The sequence below is a fragment of the Streptomyces genisteinicus genome, from assembly GCF_014489615.1.
GTDB classification, from domain to species: domain Bacteria; phylum Actinomycetota; class Actinomycetes; order Streptomycetales; family Streptomycetaceae; genus Streptomyces; species Streptomyces genisteinicus.
The window spans coordinates 3924394-3940933 of record NZ_CP060825.1; the positions used below are offsets into that span (position 1 = coordinate 3924394).

Annotated in this window: 10 protein-coding genes; 9 read left to right on the forward strand and 1 reads right to left on the reverse strand. The window is 72.8% G+C overall.

Features of this window, described 5'->3' with window-relative positions:
• Window positions 1-6 precede the first annotated feature (6 nt).
• Window positions 7-432 carry an Rv3654c family TadE-like protein gene (locus tag IAG43_RS17025; protein WP_425508647.1) on the forward strand — a complete coding sequence of 142 codons (426 nt, stop codon included), beginning with the start codon at window positions 7-9 and terminating at the stop codon, window positions 430-432.
• Here the strand turns inward: IAG43_RS17025 and IAG43_RS17030 are convergent.
• The gene (locus IAG43_RS17030; RefSeq protein WP_187741580.1) at window positions 356-2851 is read right to left on the reverse strand and encodes a DEAD/DEAH box helicase; all 2496 of its coding nucleotides are present in this window, start codon (window positions 2849-2851) and stop codon (window positions 356-358) included. The two genes, IAG43_RS17025 and IAG43_RS17030, sit on opposite strands and share 77 nt — an antisense overlap.
• 79 nt (window positions 2852-2930) lie before the next feature.
• Here IAG43_RS17030 and IAG43_RS17035 point away from each other — a divergent pair, with 79 nt between their 5' ends.
• The 8 genes from IAG43_RS17035 to tmk all read left to right on the forward strand — a co-directional run bounded on the left by IAG43_RS17035 (window position 2931) and on the right by tmk (window position 16532).
• The gene (locus IAG43_RS17035; RefSeq protein WP_003967428.1) at window positions 2931-3284 is read left to right on the forward strand and encodes an STAS domain-containing protein; all 354 of its coding nucleotides are present in this window, start codon (window positions 2931-2933) and stop codon (window positions 3282-3284) included.
• A 91-nt stretch (window positions 3285-3375) separates the two neighbouring features.
• Entirely contained in the window at window positions 3376-3804 is a 429-nt protein-coding gene (locus tag IAG43_RS17040; protein ID WP_187741581.1) for an ATP-binding protein, read from the forward strand.
• 510 nt (window positions 3805-4314) lie between these two features.
• A complete protein-coding gene (locus IAG43_RS17045) occupies window positions 4315-6723 on the forward strand; it encodes a sodium-translocating pyrophosphatase (protein WP_187741582.1) in 2409 nt (802 codons plus the stop codon).
• Between the two features lie 220 nt (window positions 6724-6943).
• Window positions 6944-7519 carry a small secreted protein gene (locus tag IAG43_RS17050; RefSeq protein ID WP_187741583.1) on the forward strand — a complete coding sequence of 192 codons (576 nt, stop codon included), beginning with the start codon at window positions 6944-6946 and terminating at the stop codon, window positions 7517-7519.
• Window positions 7520-7735: 216 nt separating this feature from the next.
• The gene (locus IAG43_RS17055) at window positions 7736-9247 is read left to right on the forward strand and encodes a DUF7059 domain-containing protein (protein ID WP_187741584.1); all 1512 of its coding nucleotides are present in this window, start codon (window positions 7736-7738) and stop codon (window positions 9245-9247) included.
• Window positions 9248-9666: 419 nt separating this feature from the next.
• Window positions 9667-9864: a hypothetical protein gene (locus IAG43_RS17060; protein ID WP_187741585.1), complete on the forward strand. Its 198-nt coding sequence runs from the start codon at window positions 9667-9669 to the stop codon at window positions 9862-9864.
• A gap of 234 nt (window positions 9865-10098) precedes the next feature.
• A complete protein-coding gene (gene topA / locus IAG43_RS17065; RefSeq protein ID WP_187741586.1) occupies window positions 10099-12930 on the forward strand; it encodes a type I DNA topoisomerase in 2832 nt (943 codons plus the stop codon).
• Between the two features lie 260 nt (window positions 12931-13190).
• Window positions 13191-16532, forward strand: a complete 3342-nt coding sequence (gene tmk / locus IAG43_RS17070; protein WP_187741587.1) for a dTMP kinase — start codon at window positions 13191-13193, stop codon at window positions 16530-16532.
• The last annotated feature ends 8 nt before the right edge of the window (window positions 16533-16540 follow it).

Sequence of the window (16540 nt, forward strand, 5' to 3'; positions counted from 1 at the left end):
TGCGTGGTGTTCGCCGCCGTGCTCGCGATGGGCCAGGCGGTCGTGGCGCGGCACCGGGCCGGTGCCGCGGCGGATCTCGCGGCGCTCGCGGCGTCCGACCAGGCGCTGCGGGGCACCTCCGCCGCCTGCGGCGTCGCGAGCCGGGTCGCGAGGGCTCAGGGGGCCGAGGTGGTCAGGTGCACGGTGGCGGGAGAGGTCTCCGACGTCACGGCGCGGGTGCGCGTCGGGCCGTACGCGCCGCGCAGCAGGTCACGGGCGGGACCGGCCGGCGTGACGCCCGCGGACGGCACGGGGCCGCCCCGGCCGGTCCCGTCCGCCTCGCGGTCTCTGCCGCCCTCGGGAGCCGCCGGGGGAGTCAGGTGGCCGGAGCTCCGCCCGGCGGTTCCACGGACGGCTGCGGAGGCTTCGGAGCGCCTCGGAGCAGTTCCGTGAGGAGCCGTACCGCGCCGCGCTTGTGCAGGGGGTCGTTGCCGTTGCCGCACTTGGGGGACTGGATGCACGAGGGGCAGCCGGCGTCGCACTCGCAGGACGCGATGGCCTCGCGGGTGGCGGTGAGCCACTCCCCGGCGGTGTGGAAGGCGCGCTCGGCGAATCCGGCGCCGCCCGGATGCCCGTCGTACACGAACACCGTGGGCAGAAGCGTGTCCGGGTGCAGGGGGACGGAGACCCCGCCGATGTCCCAGCGGTCGCACGTGGCGAAGAGCGGGAGCATGCCGATGGAGGCGTGCTCGGCGGCGTGCAGGGCCCCGCCGAGCTGTTCCGGGCCCACCCGGGCGGCGTCGAGCTGGTCCTCGGTGACCGTCCACCACACCGCCCTGGTCCGCAGGGTGCGCGGCGGGAGGTCGAGCTTGGTCTCCCCGAGGACCTCACCGGTGACGACCCTGCGGCGGAGGAAGGAGACGACCTGGTTGGTGACCTCGACGGACCCGTAGCAGAGGCGCCCGTCACCCCACGGGATCTCGGTGTCGGTCTCCAGCACGGAGATGGCGGTGGTGTCCCTCGCGGTCGTCGAGTACGGCGGGGAGGCCTCCTCGACCAGGGCCACGGAGTCCTCCAGGTCGAGCTTCCGGACCAGGTAGGTGCGCCCCTGGTGGAGATGGACCGCACCGTCGTGGACGGCGGTGTGGGCGGCGCCCTCGTCCACCGTGCCGAGCAGCCTCCCGGTGGCCGACTCGACGATCTGCACCGGGCGCCCGCCCCCGCCCCGGATGTCGGTGAGATCCGCGGCGCGCTCGCGCCGGGTCCAGTGCCATCCTGACGCGCGCCTGCGCAGCAGCCCGGCCCTCTCCAGCTGGGGCATCAGACCGGCCGCCGCGGGGCCGAAGAGGTCGAGACCGGCCTCGGTGAGGGGCAGCTCGGACGCCGCCGCGCAGAGGTGAGGGGCGAGCACGTACGGGTTGTCCGGGTCCAGCACGGTCGATTCCACCGGCCGGTCGAACAGGGCTTCCGGGTGGTGCACGAGGAAGGTGTCGAGCGGGTCGTCCCTGGCGACGAGCACGGCCAGCGCACCCTGCCCGGACCTGCCCGCACGGCCGGCCTGCTGCCACAGCGAGGCACGGGTGCCCGGGTAGCCGGCGATGACCACGGCGTCGAGCCCGGCCACGTCGACCCCGAGTTCGAGCGCGGTCGTGGCGGCGAGGCCGAGGAGCTCTCCGGAATGGAGGGCGCGTTCGAGCGCGCGGCGTTCCTCCGGCAGATAGCCGCCCCGGTAGGCCGCGACACGCCGCGGCAGCGAGCGGTCCACCTCGGCGAGGCGCTCCTTCGCGATGACGGAGATCAGCTCGGCGCCCCTGCGCGAGCGCACGAAGGCGACGCTGCGCACGCCCTGAACGGTCAGGTCGGTCAGCAGGTCCGCGGTCTCGGCGGTCGCGGTGCGCCGGACGGGAGCTCCCTTCTCGCCGTGGAGCTCGGTCAGCGGGGGTTCCCACAGCGCGAAGACGAGTTCACCGCGCGGCGAGGCGTCGTCGGCCACCTCGTGGACCGGCACGCCCGTGAGGCGTCGGGCGGAGGCCGCGGGATCGGCCGAGGTCGCCGACGCGAGCAGGAAGACGGGTTGTGACCCGTAGCGGGCGCAGAGCCGGCGGAGCCGGCGCAGCACCTGGGCGACATGGGAGCCGAAGACGCCCCGGTAGGTGTGGCATTCGTCGATCACCACGTAGCGCAGCGAGCGCAGGAAGGAGGACCAGCGGGGGTGCGAGGGGAGTATCCCGCGGTGGAGCATGTCCGGGTTGGTGAGCACGTAGTTGGCGTACTGGCGCACCCACTCGCGTTCCTCGACGGGAGTGTCCCCGTCGTACACGGCGGGCCGGACGCGGTTGCCCAGGGGCGCGGCGAGTTCCCTGACGGCGCGTCGCTGGTCGGCGGCCAGAGCCTTGGTCGGGGCCAGGTAGAGGGCCGTGGTGCCCCGGCCGTTCGGGGCCTCGGCTCCGTCGAGCAGGGTGCTGAGGACGGGCACCAGGTACGACAGGGACTTCCCCGACGCGGTGCCGGTCGCGATGACCACGGATTCGCCGTCCAGCGCGTGCTCGGCGGCCGCCGCCTGATGGGCCCAGGGATGGTCGATTCCCGCCTCCTGGACGGCGGCGATCACCTCGGGGCGCACGCGGTCCGGCCAGACGGCATGCCTGCCCGGTCGCGGGGGCAAGTGCTCCGTATGAGTGATGCGCGCAGCCCGGTTCGCCCCTGCGGTGAGCCGGTCGAGGACCGCACCGGGGGAAGGGCGGGTTTCCCTGTTCTCGGGTGGTCGACTGGGACGGAGATTCTTGGCCATCGGCACCGAGTGTGTCACTGGCGTGACGGACAATGGTCCCAAGGCGTCGTGCATGGCTGCTGGTAAGTGATTGAATGCCATCGCGGCTGGCGACCGTCCTCCGGCTCCGTCGGGGAGACCTCAGGGGGCGGCCGCTCGATAGCAAGGTGCTGGAGGATCCGTGGACCTGTCCCTGTCGACTCGCAATGTGTCCGGCCCTGGTGGCGACCGTACGGTCGTCGAGGTCGGTGGCGAGATTGATGTCTATACCGCGCCCAAGCTGCGCGAGCAGTTGGTCGAGTTGGTGAACGACGGCAGCTACCACCTTGTCGTCGACATGGAGGGCGTGGACTTCCTCGACTCCACCGGTCTCGGCGTGCTCGTGGGCGGTCTCAAGAGGGTGCGTGCCCATGAGGGCTCGCTGCGCCTGGTCTGCAACCAGGAGCGCATTCTCAAGATCTTCCGGATCACGGGCCTGACCAAGGTGTTCCCGATCCACACCACGGTCGACGAGGCTGTCGCGGCGACCGACTGACGGTCGCCGGGACACCGGAAGCAGGAGGGGCACCGGGCATCCAGCCCGGGCCTCCACACAAGCACGCTCGCATGTTCGAGGGGGATCAGGCATGGCCACCGTTGAGCTCCGCTTCAGTGCTCAGCCGGAGCACGTCAGGACGGCCAGGCTCGTGGCCGCCGCCGTGGCGCGCCGGGCCGGGGTCGACGAGGCGGTGCTGGACGAGGTGCGCCTCGCCGTGGGCGAGGCGTGCAGTCGCGCGGTGGGGCTCCATCGCAGCCACGGAGTGACCGCGCCGGTCCGCGTCGCGCTCACCGAGGAGGAGAAGACCTTCTCGATCGAGGTCGGCGACGAGGTGACGACCGTCGGGCCCGAGGGCGCCGTCGGACGCGGCTCCGACGACGACCATGACGGCGAGGACGAGATGGGTCTCGCGGTGATCAGCGGTCTCGTCGACGACGTCGAGGTCTCGGCGAACGACGGAGGCGGGGTCATCCGGATGAGCTGGCCCGTCACGGCACCCCCGGTCATCGCCCCCTGACGTCCCCCGCGGAGCCGGCACCGGCGGCCCCTGCCGTCCGCCCCCCCACGCGGGTCGCACGGCGTCCGTCCGTACGAGGTGCCCGCCACCCACCCCGGGGCGTCACCCTTTCGGCCGAAGCGTCCCCGGCCAATCCTCGGCAGCTGTGATTCGCTGCCGCCCCCGCGCCCGAGGGCTCTGGCGAGGGGTGCCGGACCGGACAGTTTCCGGGTGCCGCCGTCGTGGCCGCGCCCGCCCGCCTTCCCGCTGACCGTACGGAATTCGCCCGCACGGCCCGGATCGGTCTCCTGAAAAAAGGGCCCTGCTGAGCAGGACATTTTTCTGCCGCCGGAGATCGCCGATCAAGGCCGAATGCCTCAGCCGCATTACTTCTTTCGTGGGCATTTCCGCGTCCTGATCATTTCTCGTACGACACATCAAGGTCAAGCGAATTCGTCGTGCTCTGTTTTGATCGGGTTTCGCTCCCTACAATCCGTCCACATCTTGAGCTCTGAGCGTCAAGGAGGACGAATGACGGGGCTCTTCACTCAACTGGCCGGACATCCCACTTCCCACGCTGCCGCGGTTCTCACCGACGAGAACCGTGTGATCGTCGTCGTCATCGCGGTCGTCGCCCTGGCAGCCCTGATCGTCGCCCAGTTGCTGGTACGTCAGGTGCTCGCCGCGGGTGAGGGCACCGAATCCATGAAAGAGATCGCGGCAGCGGTGCAGGAGGGCGCGAATGCCTATCTCGCCCGACAGCTCCGCACTCTTGGGATCTTCGCCGTCGTGGTGTTCTTCCTGCTCCTGCTCCTCCCTGCCGACGACTGGTCGCAGCGGGTGGGCCGGTCTCTCTTCTTCCTGGTGGGTGCGCTCTTCTCGGCGGCCACCGGATACATCGGAATGAGACTGGCGGTGCGGGCGAATGTGCGTGTGGCTGCCGCGGCCCGGGAAGCCACACCGGAAGAAGGCGAGCCGGAAAAGGATCTGACACTCGTCGCACACAAGGCGATGAAGATCGCCTTTCGCACGGGCGGTGTCGTCGGCATGTTCACCGTCGGCCTCGGCCTGCTCGGCGCCTCCTGCGTCGTGCTCGTCTACGCCGCCGACGCGCCCAAGGTGCTCGAAGGGTTCGGTCTGGGCGCCGCCCTGATCGCGATGTTCATGCGCGTCGGCGGCGGCATCTTCACCAAGGCCGCGGACGTGGGCGCGGACCTGGTCGGAAAAGTCGAGCAGGGCATCCCCGAGGACGACCCCCGCAACGCGGCCACCATCGCCGACAATGTGGGGGACAACGTCGGGGACTGCGCGGGCATGGCGGCCGACCTCTTCGAGTCGTACGCCGTGACGCTGGTCGCCGCGCTCATCCTCGGCAAGGCCGCCTTCGGCGACGCCGGGCTCGCCTTCCCGCTGATCGTCCCGGCGATCGGCGTGGTCACCGCGATGATCGGCATCTTCGCGGTCGCCCCGCGGCGCGCCGACCGCAGCGGGATGACGGCCATCAACCGCGGATTCCTCGTCTCCGCGGTGATCTCGCTCGCGCTGGTCGCCGTGGCGGTGTTCGCGTACCTGCCCGCCACCTACGGTGAGCTCGACGGTGTCGGCGACGCCGCCGTCGCGGCCCACGACGGCGACCCGCGCGTCCTCGCACTCGTCGCGGTGGCCATCGGCATCGTGCTCGCCGCGCTGATCCAGCAGCTGACCGGCTATTTCACCGAGACGACCCGACGCCCGGTCCGGGACATCGGCAAGTCGTCGCTGACCGGCCCGGCCACGGTCGTCCTGGCCGGCATCGCGATCGGCCTCGAATCCGCCGTCTACACCGCGCTGCTGATCGGGCTCGGGGTGTACGGGGCGTTCCTGCTCGGCGGGACCTCGATCATGCTGGCCCTGTTCGCCGTGGCGCTCGCCGGGACCGGGCTGCTGACCACGGTCGGCGTCATCGTCGCCATGGACACGTTCGGTCCCGTCTCCGACAACGCGCAGGGCATCGCCGAGATGTCCGGCGACGTCACCGGGGCGGGCGCGCAGGTCCTCACCGACCTGGACGCCGTCGGCAACACCACCAAGGCCATCACCAAGGGAATCGCCATCGCCACGGCCGTGCTCGCGGCGGCCGCGCTGTTCGGCTCGTACCGCGACGCGATCGCGACCGCGGCCCGGGACGTCGGCGAGAAGCTCGGGGACGGCGCGCCGATGAACCTGGTGATGGACGTCTCCCAGCCCAACAACCTGGTCGGCCTGGTGCTCGGCGCCGCGGTCGTGTTCCTCTTCTCCGGCCTCGCGATCAACGCGGTGTCCCGCTCCGCCGGCGCGGTGGTCTACGAAGTGCGGCGGCAGTTCCGCGACCGTCCCGGGATCATGGACTACACGGAGAAGCCGGAGTACGGCCGTGTGGTCGACATCTGCACCAAGGACGCGCTGCGCGAGCTGGCCACGCCGGGCCTGCTGGCGGTGCTGACGCCGATCGCCGTCGGCTTCTCCCTGGGCGTCGGCGCGCTGGGAGCCTTCCTCGCCGGCGCCATCGGCACCGGGACCCTGATGGCCGTCTTCCTCGCCAACTCCGGGGGAGCCTGGGACAACGCCAAGAAGCTGGTGGAGGACGGTCACCACGGGGGCAAGGGCAGCGAGGCGCACGAGGCGACGGTGATCGGCGACACCGTCGGTGACCCGTTCAAGGACACCGCCGGGCCCGCCATCAACCCGTTGCTGAAGGTCATGAACCTGGTCGCCCTGCTCATCGCCCCGGCAGTCGTCCAGTTCAGCTACGGGGACGACGCCAGTGCGGGGCTGCGGGCCCTGGTGGCGGTGCTCGCGATGCTGATCATCGTGGGTGCCGTCTACCTCTCCAAGCGGCGCGGCATCGCGGCGGACGACGACGGCGACGGCGGCACCGCCGAGCGGAACGCGCATTCCCCGGATCCCGCGTCCGTTCGCTGACGGCCGCTCACAGGACGGGCGGGCGACGCGGACTGACGCGGCGTCTGCCCGTTCACGCGGGCGGACTGACGCGGCGTGCGCCTGTTCACGCGTCCGGGTGAGCCTTGTCTCTCTTGGTGCAAATGGCTTCAATACACCATGAACCGGACTTCCGGCGTGCGGTTGTCGCCCACTTGGCGTGTATGTTCCGGGGCCGAGAGCCTTGGAAGGGACCGATCCGGTGAACAAGAAGCTTGCGGCCGCGCTGTCCGGCGGTGCGGTACTGGTACTGGTGCTGTCGGGATGCGGCGACGACGGCGAGGAAAAGGTCAACGACTGGGCCAAGAAGGTCTGTGACCAGGCCAAGCCACAGATCCAGAAGCGGGCCGACGCCCAGCAGGCCATTATTTCGACGGCGGCTGACGGGAAGCCCGCCGACATCCAGGCCGCCGACTCCAGGGCGTTCGCCGACATCGCCGCCGCGGACAAGGCACTGGCCAAGGCCGTGCGCGACGCCGGTGTCCCGCCGGTCGACGACGGCGAGAAGCTCCAGAACGACGCGGTGAAGGAACTGGACGCCACGGCGGCCGAGTACCTGAAGCTGAAGGAGCAGATCGACGGCCTCAACCCCGAGGACCAGCAGAAGTTCGCCGACGGCCTCCAGGAGGTCGCCGACGGGCTGAAGAAGATCGAGCGGATGGACCAGGCCGCGCTCGCCAAGCTCCAGTCCGGCGAGCTGGGCACGGCCATGGCGAAGCAGCCGGGCTGCCAGCGGGCCGACGCGTCCAACTCCGCCGAAGGCGCCGCCGCCTCCTGACAGGCGCATCGCGCTCCCACGGCCCGGCCCGCCACGTGCGGCCGGGCCGTGCGCGCGGGCGGACGGAGCAGCCGGACGCGACGGCCGCGCCCGCAGGTGCGCGGTACGGTCGCGTCCCACGCCCGCCGCGCGACGGGCGGGCGGTGCCGCGACGGGCGTGCCGCGTGCGGTGTCCGCCGTCCGGGGCGGACGCGACGGGTCCGTCACAATGGGTCCGTGAGTACGCCCAGTCTTCCCGCGCCCGGACACGCCCCGCGCCTGCGCGACGCCTTCCTCGCCGCCGACTTCACCGCCGACGGCCTGCTCGACCTGCTCGGCGCCCCCGCCTACACGGCGCTGGCCCGCAGCGAGATCGTGCCGGCCCTGCGCGCCACCCGTGGTGACGGCGTGCTGCCGGCGCTGGTGCGGCTCTTCCTGCTCCAGCAGCCCGTCGCGTACGAGCAGGCCCGTGCGGCCCTGCCGGTCGAGGAGTGCCTCGGCGACGGCTGGGTGGTCCGGGACGGCGACCAGGTGCGGGCGACGGTCGACGTGCGGCCGTACGGAGGGCCGGAGGGGCAGGACTGGTTCATCGTGTCCGACCTCGGCTGCGCGGTCGGCGGCGCGGGCGGGGCGGCCGGCCTGGGCAAGGGCGTCGTCCTCGGCGTCGGCGGCGCGTCGACGACCCTCGCCGGCATCACCGTGCGCACGCCCGTGGCGTCCGCACTCGACGTCGGCACCGGCTCGGGCATCCAGGCGCTGCACGCCGCGCAGCACGCCACCCGGGTCACCGCCACCGACCTCAACCCGCGCGCACTCGACTTCACCCGGCTCACCCTCGCGCTCTCGGGGGCGCGGGAGGCCGATCTGCGCGAGGGGTCGCTGTTCGAGCCGGCCGGCTCCGCGACGTACGACCTGATCGTGTCGAATCCCCCGTTCGTGATCTCCCCCGGCGCACGGCTGACCTACCGGGACGGCGGGATGGGGGGCGACGACCTGTGCCGTTCGCTGGTGCAGCAGGCGGGGGAGCGGCTCAACGACGGGGGTTACGCACAGTTCCTCGCCAACTGGCAGCACGTGGAGGGGGAGGAGTGGCAGGAGCGGCTGCGCTCCTGGGTGCCCCGGGGCTGTGACGCCTGGATCGTCCAGCGCGAGGTCCAGGACGTGACCCAGTACGCCGAGCTGTGGCTGCGCGACAGCGGCGACCACCGGGCCGATCCCGGGGCCTACGCCGCCCGGTACGACGCGTGGCTCGACGAGTTCGAGGCCCGCGGGACCAGGGCGGTCGGCTTCGGCTGGATCACCCTGCGCAAGTCCGGTTCGGACCGTCCGTCGGTCGTGACGGAGGAGTGGCCGCACCCCGTGGAGCAGCCGCTCGGCGAGAGCGTGCGCGCCCACTTCGACCGGCAGGACTATCTGCGGGCGAGCGACGACGCGGCGCTGCTCGCCGACCGCTTCGTGCTCTCCCCCGACGTGGTGCAGGAACAGGTCGGCCCGCCCGGTGCGGAGGATCCCGAGCACGTGGTGCTGCGCCGGCACCGCGGCATGCGCCGGGCGACCACGGTGGACACGGTCGGCGCCGGGTTCGCCGGGGCCTGCGACGGGACGCTGAGCGCCGGGCGGATCCTGGACGCGATCGCGCAGCTGATCGACGAGGATCCGGTGCTGCTGCGCGACCGCACCCCGAGGGCGCTGCGGCTGCTGGTGGAGGAGGGGTTCATCGTCCCGGCGGAGTCCGCCTCCTCGGGGTGACCCGCCCGACGTGCCCCGCCCGGCCCACCGGCCTGTCCCGCCGGCCCGCGGCCACCGGGCCGGCTCCGGCGTGACCCGCGGCACCGGGCTCGCCCCGGCGTGCGCCCCCGGTGACGGCCCGAGGCTGCGGCCCGAGGCGGCGGCGCTGCAGGGAGGCCCGCGCGAGGGGCGTAATCGCGACACCGAGGGTCGCCGATCCGGCCAATGTTCCGAATGCGGGCATTTCCGTGCGGCCGACGCCCTCCGCCTGCGTCCCCGTGCGGGGAGCGAAAGGGAGGGAATCCGTCCGGAACGCCCGCGGAAGCGACCGGCCGGGTGAACCCACGCGCCGTTCACCCGGAATTCGCGCCAGCGACGCTCCGGGGTGCCAGCCTCGCCCTTCGGACGACCGAGGTGTCACGGAAGGGCCGGGTAAGGGCATGGAGAGCGGACCAGCGATCTTCGCCGGGGTGGCATTCGCGCTGTTCGGGGCCGGACTGCTGCTGTGGACGGGGGTGCGGCTCGCCCATCGCGCGCCGGTGGCCCACGGCGTGAGCCCGGCCACCGCCACCGCCCTCGGGATCGGTTTCGGTGCGGTCTTCCTCACGCTCGGGGTGTGGTGCTTCGCACGCCTGTGAGGAACGCCCCGGGCACCGGCGTGCCGGTCCGGGCGGCATGAAGGGCGGGAGTCGGGTTACCGTTCGAGTGGCCGTTGCGGGCTTTTGCCGTTTGACACGGGGGCGGGTTGTACCGTCACACTCCGCAGCGACAGCAGCGTCACAGCAGTGCCGCAACGCCTGTACCCATGGGTAGAACGCCGCGCGGCGCCGCTGACAGCGCCCACCGAATGTCGACCGGAGAGAAGAGCGAAGTTGTCCCCGACCAGCGAGACCGCACAGGGCGGCCGCCGACTCGTGATCGTCGAGTCGCCTGCCAAGGCGAAGACGATCAAGGGCTACCTCGGCCCCGGCTATGTCGTCGAGGCGAGCGTCGGGCACATCCGCGACCTCCCGAACGGCGCCGCCGAGGTGCCGGAGAAGTACACGGGTGAGGTGCGCCGCCTCGGCGTCGACGTCGAGCACGACTTCCAGCCGATCTACGTCGTCAACGCCGACAAGAAGGCGCAGGTCAGGAAGCTCAAGGAACAGCTCGCGGAGTCCGACGAGCTCTTCCTCGCCACCGATGAGGACCGCGAGGGCGAAGCCATCGCGTGGCACCTGCTGGAGGTCCTCAAGCCCAAGGTCCCCGTCCACCGGATGGTCTTCCACGAGATCACCAAGGACGCGATCCGGGCCGCCGTCGCCAACCCGCGCGAGCTCAACAAGCGGATGGTCGACGCGCAGGAGACCCGGCGCATCCTCGACCGCCTCTACGGCTACGAGGTCTCGCCGGTCCTGTGGAAGAAGGTCATGCCCCGGCTGTCCGCCGGCCGTGTGCAGTCCGTGGCCACCCGGCTCGTCGTCGAGCGCGAGCGCGAGCGCATCGCGTTCCGCTCCGCCGAGTACTGGGACCTGACCGGCACCTTCTCCACCGGACGCGCCGGCGACGCCTCGGACCCCTCGTCCTTCTCCGCGCGCCTGAACACCGTCGACGGGAAGCGTGTCGCACAGGGCCGCGACTTCGGTTCCGACGGCCGGCTCAAGTCCGCGCAGGTGCTCCACCTCGACGAGGCGAACGCGCGGGCGCTGGCCGCGGCGCTGGACGGCGCGTCCTTCGCGGTGCGGTCGGTCGAGTCCAAGCCGTACCGCCGCTCGCCCTACGCCCCGTTCCGGACGACGACCCTCCAGCAGGAGGCGTCCCGCAAGCTCGGTTTCGGCGCCAAGGCGACCATGCAGGTCGCCCAGAAGCTGTACGAGAACGGCTTCATCACGTACATGCGTACGGACTCCACGACGCTCTCCGACACGGCCGTCTCGGCGGCGCGCGCGCAGGTGACCCAGCTCTACGGCGCCGACTACCTGCCGGACAAGCCGCGCACCTACGCGGGCAAGGTCAAGAACGCCCAGGAGGCGCACGAGGCGATCCGCCCCTCGGGCGACCGTTTCCGTACCCCCGCGGAGACCGGGCTCACCGGTGACCAGTTCCGGCTGTACGAGCTGATCTGGAAGCGGACCGTCGCCTCCCAGATGAAGGACGCCGTCGGCAACAGCGTCACCGTGCGCATCGGCGGACGCGCCTCGGACGGCCGCGACGCCGAGTTCACCGCGTCCGGCAAGACGATCACCTTCCACGGCTTCATGAAGGCCTACGTGGAGGGCGCCGACGACCCGAACGCCGAGCTCGACGACCGCGAGCGCCGGCTGCCGCAGGTCGCCGAGGGCGACGCGCTGTCGGCCGAGGAGATCACCGTCGACGGCCACGCCACCAAGCCGCCCGCCCGCTACACCGAGGCCTCGCTGGTCAAGGAGCTGGAGGAGCGCGAGATCGGACGGCCGTCGACGTACGCGTCGATCATCGGCACCATCCTCGACCGGGGTTACGTCTTCAAGAAGGGGACGGCGCTCGTCCCGTCCTTCCTCTCCTTCGCCGTGGTCAACCTGCTGGAGAAGCACTTCGGCCGGCTCGTCGATTACGACTTCACCGCGAAGATGGAGGACGACCTCGACCGCATCGCGCGCGGCGAGGCGCAGGCCGTGCCGTGGCTGCGGCGCTTCTACTTCGGCGAGGGCGACGCCACCGGCGCCGCCAGCGAGGCGGGCAACGGCGACGGCGACCACCTCGGCGGCCTGAAGGAACTGGTCACCGACCTCGGCGCCATCGACGCCCGCGAGATCTCCAGCTTCCCCGTCGGCAACGACATCAAGCTGCGCGTCGGCCGCTACGGCCCGTACGTGGAGCGCGGGGAGAAGGACGCGGAGGGCCACCAGCGCGCCGACGTCCCGGACGACCTCGCCCCCGACGAGCTGACCGTCGAGTACGCGGAGGAACTGCTCGCCAAGCCGAGCGGGGACTTCGAGCTGGGCACCGACCCGGTCAGCGGGCACCAGATCGTCGCCAAGGACGGGCGCTACGGCCCCTACGTCACGGAGATCCTCCCCGAGGGCACGCCGAAGACGGGCAAGAACGCGGTCAAGCCGCGCACCGCGTCGCTCTTCAAGAACATGTCGATCGACACGGTGACGCTCGCCGAGGCGCTGAAGCTGATGTCCCTGCCGCGGGTCGTCGGCGCCGACGCCGACGGCGTCGAGATCACCGCGCAGAACGGCCGCTACGGCCCGTACCTGAAGAAGGGCACCGACTCGCGCTCCCTGGAGACCGAGGACCAGCTCTTCTCCATCACGCTGGACGAGGCCCTCGCGATCTACGCGCAGCCGAAGCAGCGCGGCCGCGCCGCGGCCAAGCCGCCGCTGAAGGAGCTGGGCACGGACCCGGTCAGCGAGCGTCCGGTGGTGGTCAAGGACGGCCGCTTCGGCCCGTACGTCACCGACGGGGAGACCAACGCCACCCTGCGCACCGGTGACAGCGTCGAGGACATCACGCCGGAGCGCGGGTACGAGCTCCTCGCCGAGAAGCGTGCCAAGGGACCGGCCAAGAAGACGGCCAAGAAGGCGCCCGCGAAGAAGACGACGACGGCCAAGAAGACCGCGGCGAAGAAGACGACGACGGCCAAGAAGACCGCCGCCAAGAAGACGACGACGGCGAAGAAGGCCACGACCAAGAAGGCGGCCGCCTCGGCCAAGTCGTCCGCGGCGGCGGACGAGTAGCCGGGCGGTCAGCAGGACCGGCAGGGCCGGCAGCCGGACGGCACCAGGGCCGGTGGCACACGGCACGGCCGGACGGGCAGCGCCCGCCCCGGCGGGGACGGGCAGGACGCGGAGCGAGCCGCTCGTGCTCCGGGGCGCACGCCCCCGGCGCGGGCGGCTCGTCCGTTTTCGGCCGGGGCGAGTTCACACTCTTGCGACAAAAGCGTCCGTCTGTTCGGACACCCCGTCGGGGAGCAATCCGCGCCGGATAGGCTGGGCGGATGACGCGAGCCGAGCAGCCAGCCGAGCAGCAGGCGGTCACGGGTACCGCTGCAGAGACTGCTTCCGACGCCTCCTCAGACATCACCGACACCGAAGCCCTCGCCGCGGACTCGCGGGAGCGGGCGGTGCGCGCCCTGTTGCGCGGTGCACCCCTGAGGCGCCTGTGGAACGCCCAGGTGGTCGGCGGGATCGGGGACGCGCTCGGCGTTCTGGTGCTGCTGCTCCTGGCGCTCCAGGCCGCGGTCGTGTCGGAGACCTTCGGCGCCGGGTACCGGGGAGCGGCCTTCGCCGTCGCCGCCGTGCTCGGCGCGCGGGCACTGGCGACCCTGCTCTTCGGGGCGGTGCTGCTCGGACCGATGACCACGCTCACCGCGGCGGGCGGACCGCTCGACCGGCGCTGGACCATGATCGGCGCGGACGGGGTCCGGCTGGCACTGCTCGTCGTCGCCCCGCTGTGGCTGGACTGGACACCGGGCAACGCGCTCGCCCTCCTGCTGATCACCGTCTTCGTGACCGGTGTCGCGGAGCGCTTCTGGACCGTGGCGCGCGACGGCGCCGCCCCCGCACTGCTGCCGGCGCCGCCGCTGGAGGGCGCCGCCGTCCGGCCGCTGCCCGACCACCTCGACGCGCTGCGCAGGCTGTGGACACGGACCGCGTTCGCGGTGATGCCGGTCGCCGCGGCGGTGCTGCTGGTGGCCGCGCTCGTCAGCAACCTGCTCGGCACCGGAGTCGAGTGGTTCACGCTCCACCAGGCCGCGCTGGGCTCCTACGTCGCCGCCGGCCTGTTCGCCGCCTCCGTCTCCACGCTGTGGTTCGTCGAGTTCCCCGACACGAAGACCCCCCGCCCGCGCTCCCCGCTGGAGGGGCTGCGCCGTCCGTCCGCCGCCAACGGCGCGGACAAGGGCCGCACGGGCGGCATCCCGGTGTTCGTCCTCGCCTGCGCAGCCGTCGCGGCGGCGATCGCGGCCGCCGCGGCCGTCGCCGTGCTGCACGCGGTCGACCTCGGAGCCGGCCCGGCCGGGTTCGCCCTCCTCGTGCTGGCGCTGACCGGCGGCACCGGGGCGGGCATCCGTGCGGCGGGGTCCGTGCTGCCCGCCCTGTCCCGCCGCCGCCTCCTCGCGCTGGCGCTCGCCGTCACCGGAGTGGCCCTGCTGGCCATGGGACTCGTGCCCGACACCGCGACCGTGCTGTTCCTGGGCGTGCTCGCGGGCCTCGCCGCCGGCGTCGCCGCCGGCACCGGCCATGTGCTCGTCGACCAGGAGACCGAGGAGCCCCGCCGCGCCCGGGTCACCGAGCACCTCCAGGCGGTCGTGCGCGTCTGGCTGGGGCTGGCCGCCGTGGTGGCGCCCCTGGTCGCCGCCGCGATCGGCCCGCACCGGCTCGCCAGCGGCGACTTCGTCTTCGCCCACGGCGGAGCGGCGTTCACGCTGATGCTGGTGGGCGCGCTGCTGCTGCCCGTCGCGGCCCTCGTCCTCGCCAAGACCGACGACCGCTCCGGGGTGCCGCTCCGCCGCGACCTCGGCGACGCCCTGCGCGGCGGTGCCGACCCGGTCCAGCGCCCCGCGGCCGACGGCTTCTTCATCGCCGTCGAGGGCGGTGACGGCGCCGGCAAGTCCACGCAGGTCGAGGCGCTCGCCGAGTGGATCCGGGCCAAGGGCCACGAGGTCGTCGTCACCCGGGAGCCGGGTGCCACGCCCGTCGGCAAGCGGCTGCGGTCGATCCTGCTGGACGTCTCCAGCGCCGGCCTGTCCAACCGCGCGGAGGCCCTCCTCTACGCGGCCGACCGCGCCGAGCACGTCGACTCGCTGGTGCGACCCGCGCTCGAACGCGGCGCGATCGTCATCTCCGACCGCTACATCGACTCCTCGGTCGCCTACCAGGGGGCCGGGCGCGACCTGTCCCCGACCGAGATCGCCCGCATCTCGCGCTGGGCCACCGACGGTCTGGTCCCCCACCTGACCGTGCTGCTCGATGTCTCCCCGGAGACCGCGCGTGAGCGCTTCACCGAGGCGCCCGACCGCCTGGAGTCCGAGCCCGCCGAGTTCCACCGGCGCGTGCGCACGGGCTTCCTGACGCTCGCCGCCGCCGACCCCGGCCGCTACCTCGTGGTCGACGCCGGCCAGGAGCCGGAGGCGGTCACCACGGTGGTGCGCCACCGGCTCGACCAGCTGCTGCCGCTCTCCGCCGCCGAGATCACGGCCCGCGAGGAGGCTCGCAGGGCCGCCGAGGAGGAGGCCCGCCGCAGGGCCGAGGAGGAGGCCCGCCGCAAGGCGGAGGAGGAGCGCCTGGAGCGGGAGCGCCAGGAACAGCTCGCCAGGCTCCGTGCCGAGGAGGAGGAGCGCAAGCGCCGCGAGGAGGAGGAGGCCCGCCGCCGTGAGGCCGAGCGCCAGGCGGAGGAGGCCCGGCAGCGCGCCGAGGAGGCCCGCGTGCGGGCGGAGGAGGAGCGCAAGCGCCGCGAGGCCGAGGAGAAGGCGCGCCAGGAGGAGCAGGAGCGCCTGCGGCGCCAGGCCGAGGAGGAGGCCCGGCTGCGGGCCGAGGCCGAGGCGCGGCGGCTGGAGAAGCAGCGCAAGGCCGAGGAGGCGCTGCTGAAGGCGGAGGCGGCTCGCCGCGCCGCCGAGGAGGACGCCCGCAGGGCCGCCGAGGAAGCACGCCGCAGGGCGGAGGCGGCCGCTGCCGAGGAAGCGGCCGCGGCGGAGGCCTCCGCGAGCGAGGTGACCGTGGCGACGCCGATCGTCCGGCCCGAGGATCTGCCGTCCGGCTCCTCCGACGAGATCACCCGCGAAGTGCCCCGGCCCGGCGGCGACGCGCCGCAGGACCGTGACCGGGACCGCGACCGGAACAAGGACCGGGACCGTGATCACGAGCGCGACCGCGGGCGGGACGGGAACCGGAACGACGAGACGGCGGTGCTGCCGCGCGTCCCCGACCCGTCCGCCGGTCCGGCCGAGGCGGAGACCTCCGTGCTCCCGGCCGTCGACGAGACCGCCGTCCTGCGGCCCGTGCGCGAGGACGCCTCGCGAGGTGTCGCCCCCGAGGACCGCGTGCCGGCCGACTTCTTCCGCGACGAGCGCGACGAGCGCGACGAACACGGTGCGCGCGGTGCGCAGGACGGACGCGGTGCGCGTGACGACCGGGCCGGGGACCGTGGCCGCGGCGCGGGGTACGGGGACGCCGACGAGCGGACCCGCGAACTCCCCCAGGTCGACCCCGGCGCGGAGCGGCCCCGCCGCCGTTCGGACTGGGCCGAGGAGACCCCGCTCGACGACCTGCCGACCCTCGCCGACGAACTGCTGGGCCCGCACCAGGACGACGACGGACGCGACCGGCGCCGCGGACGCTGAACCGGCCC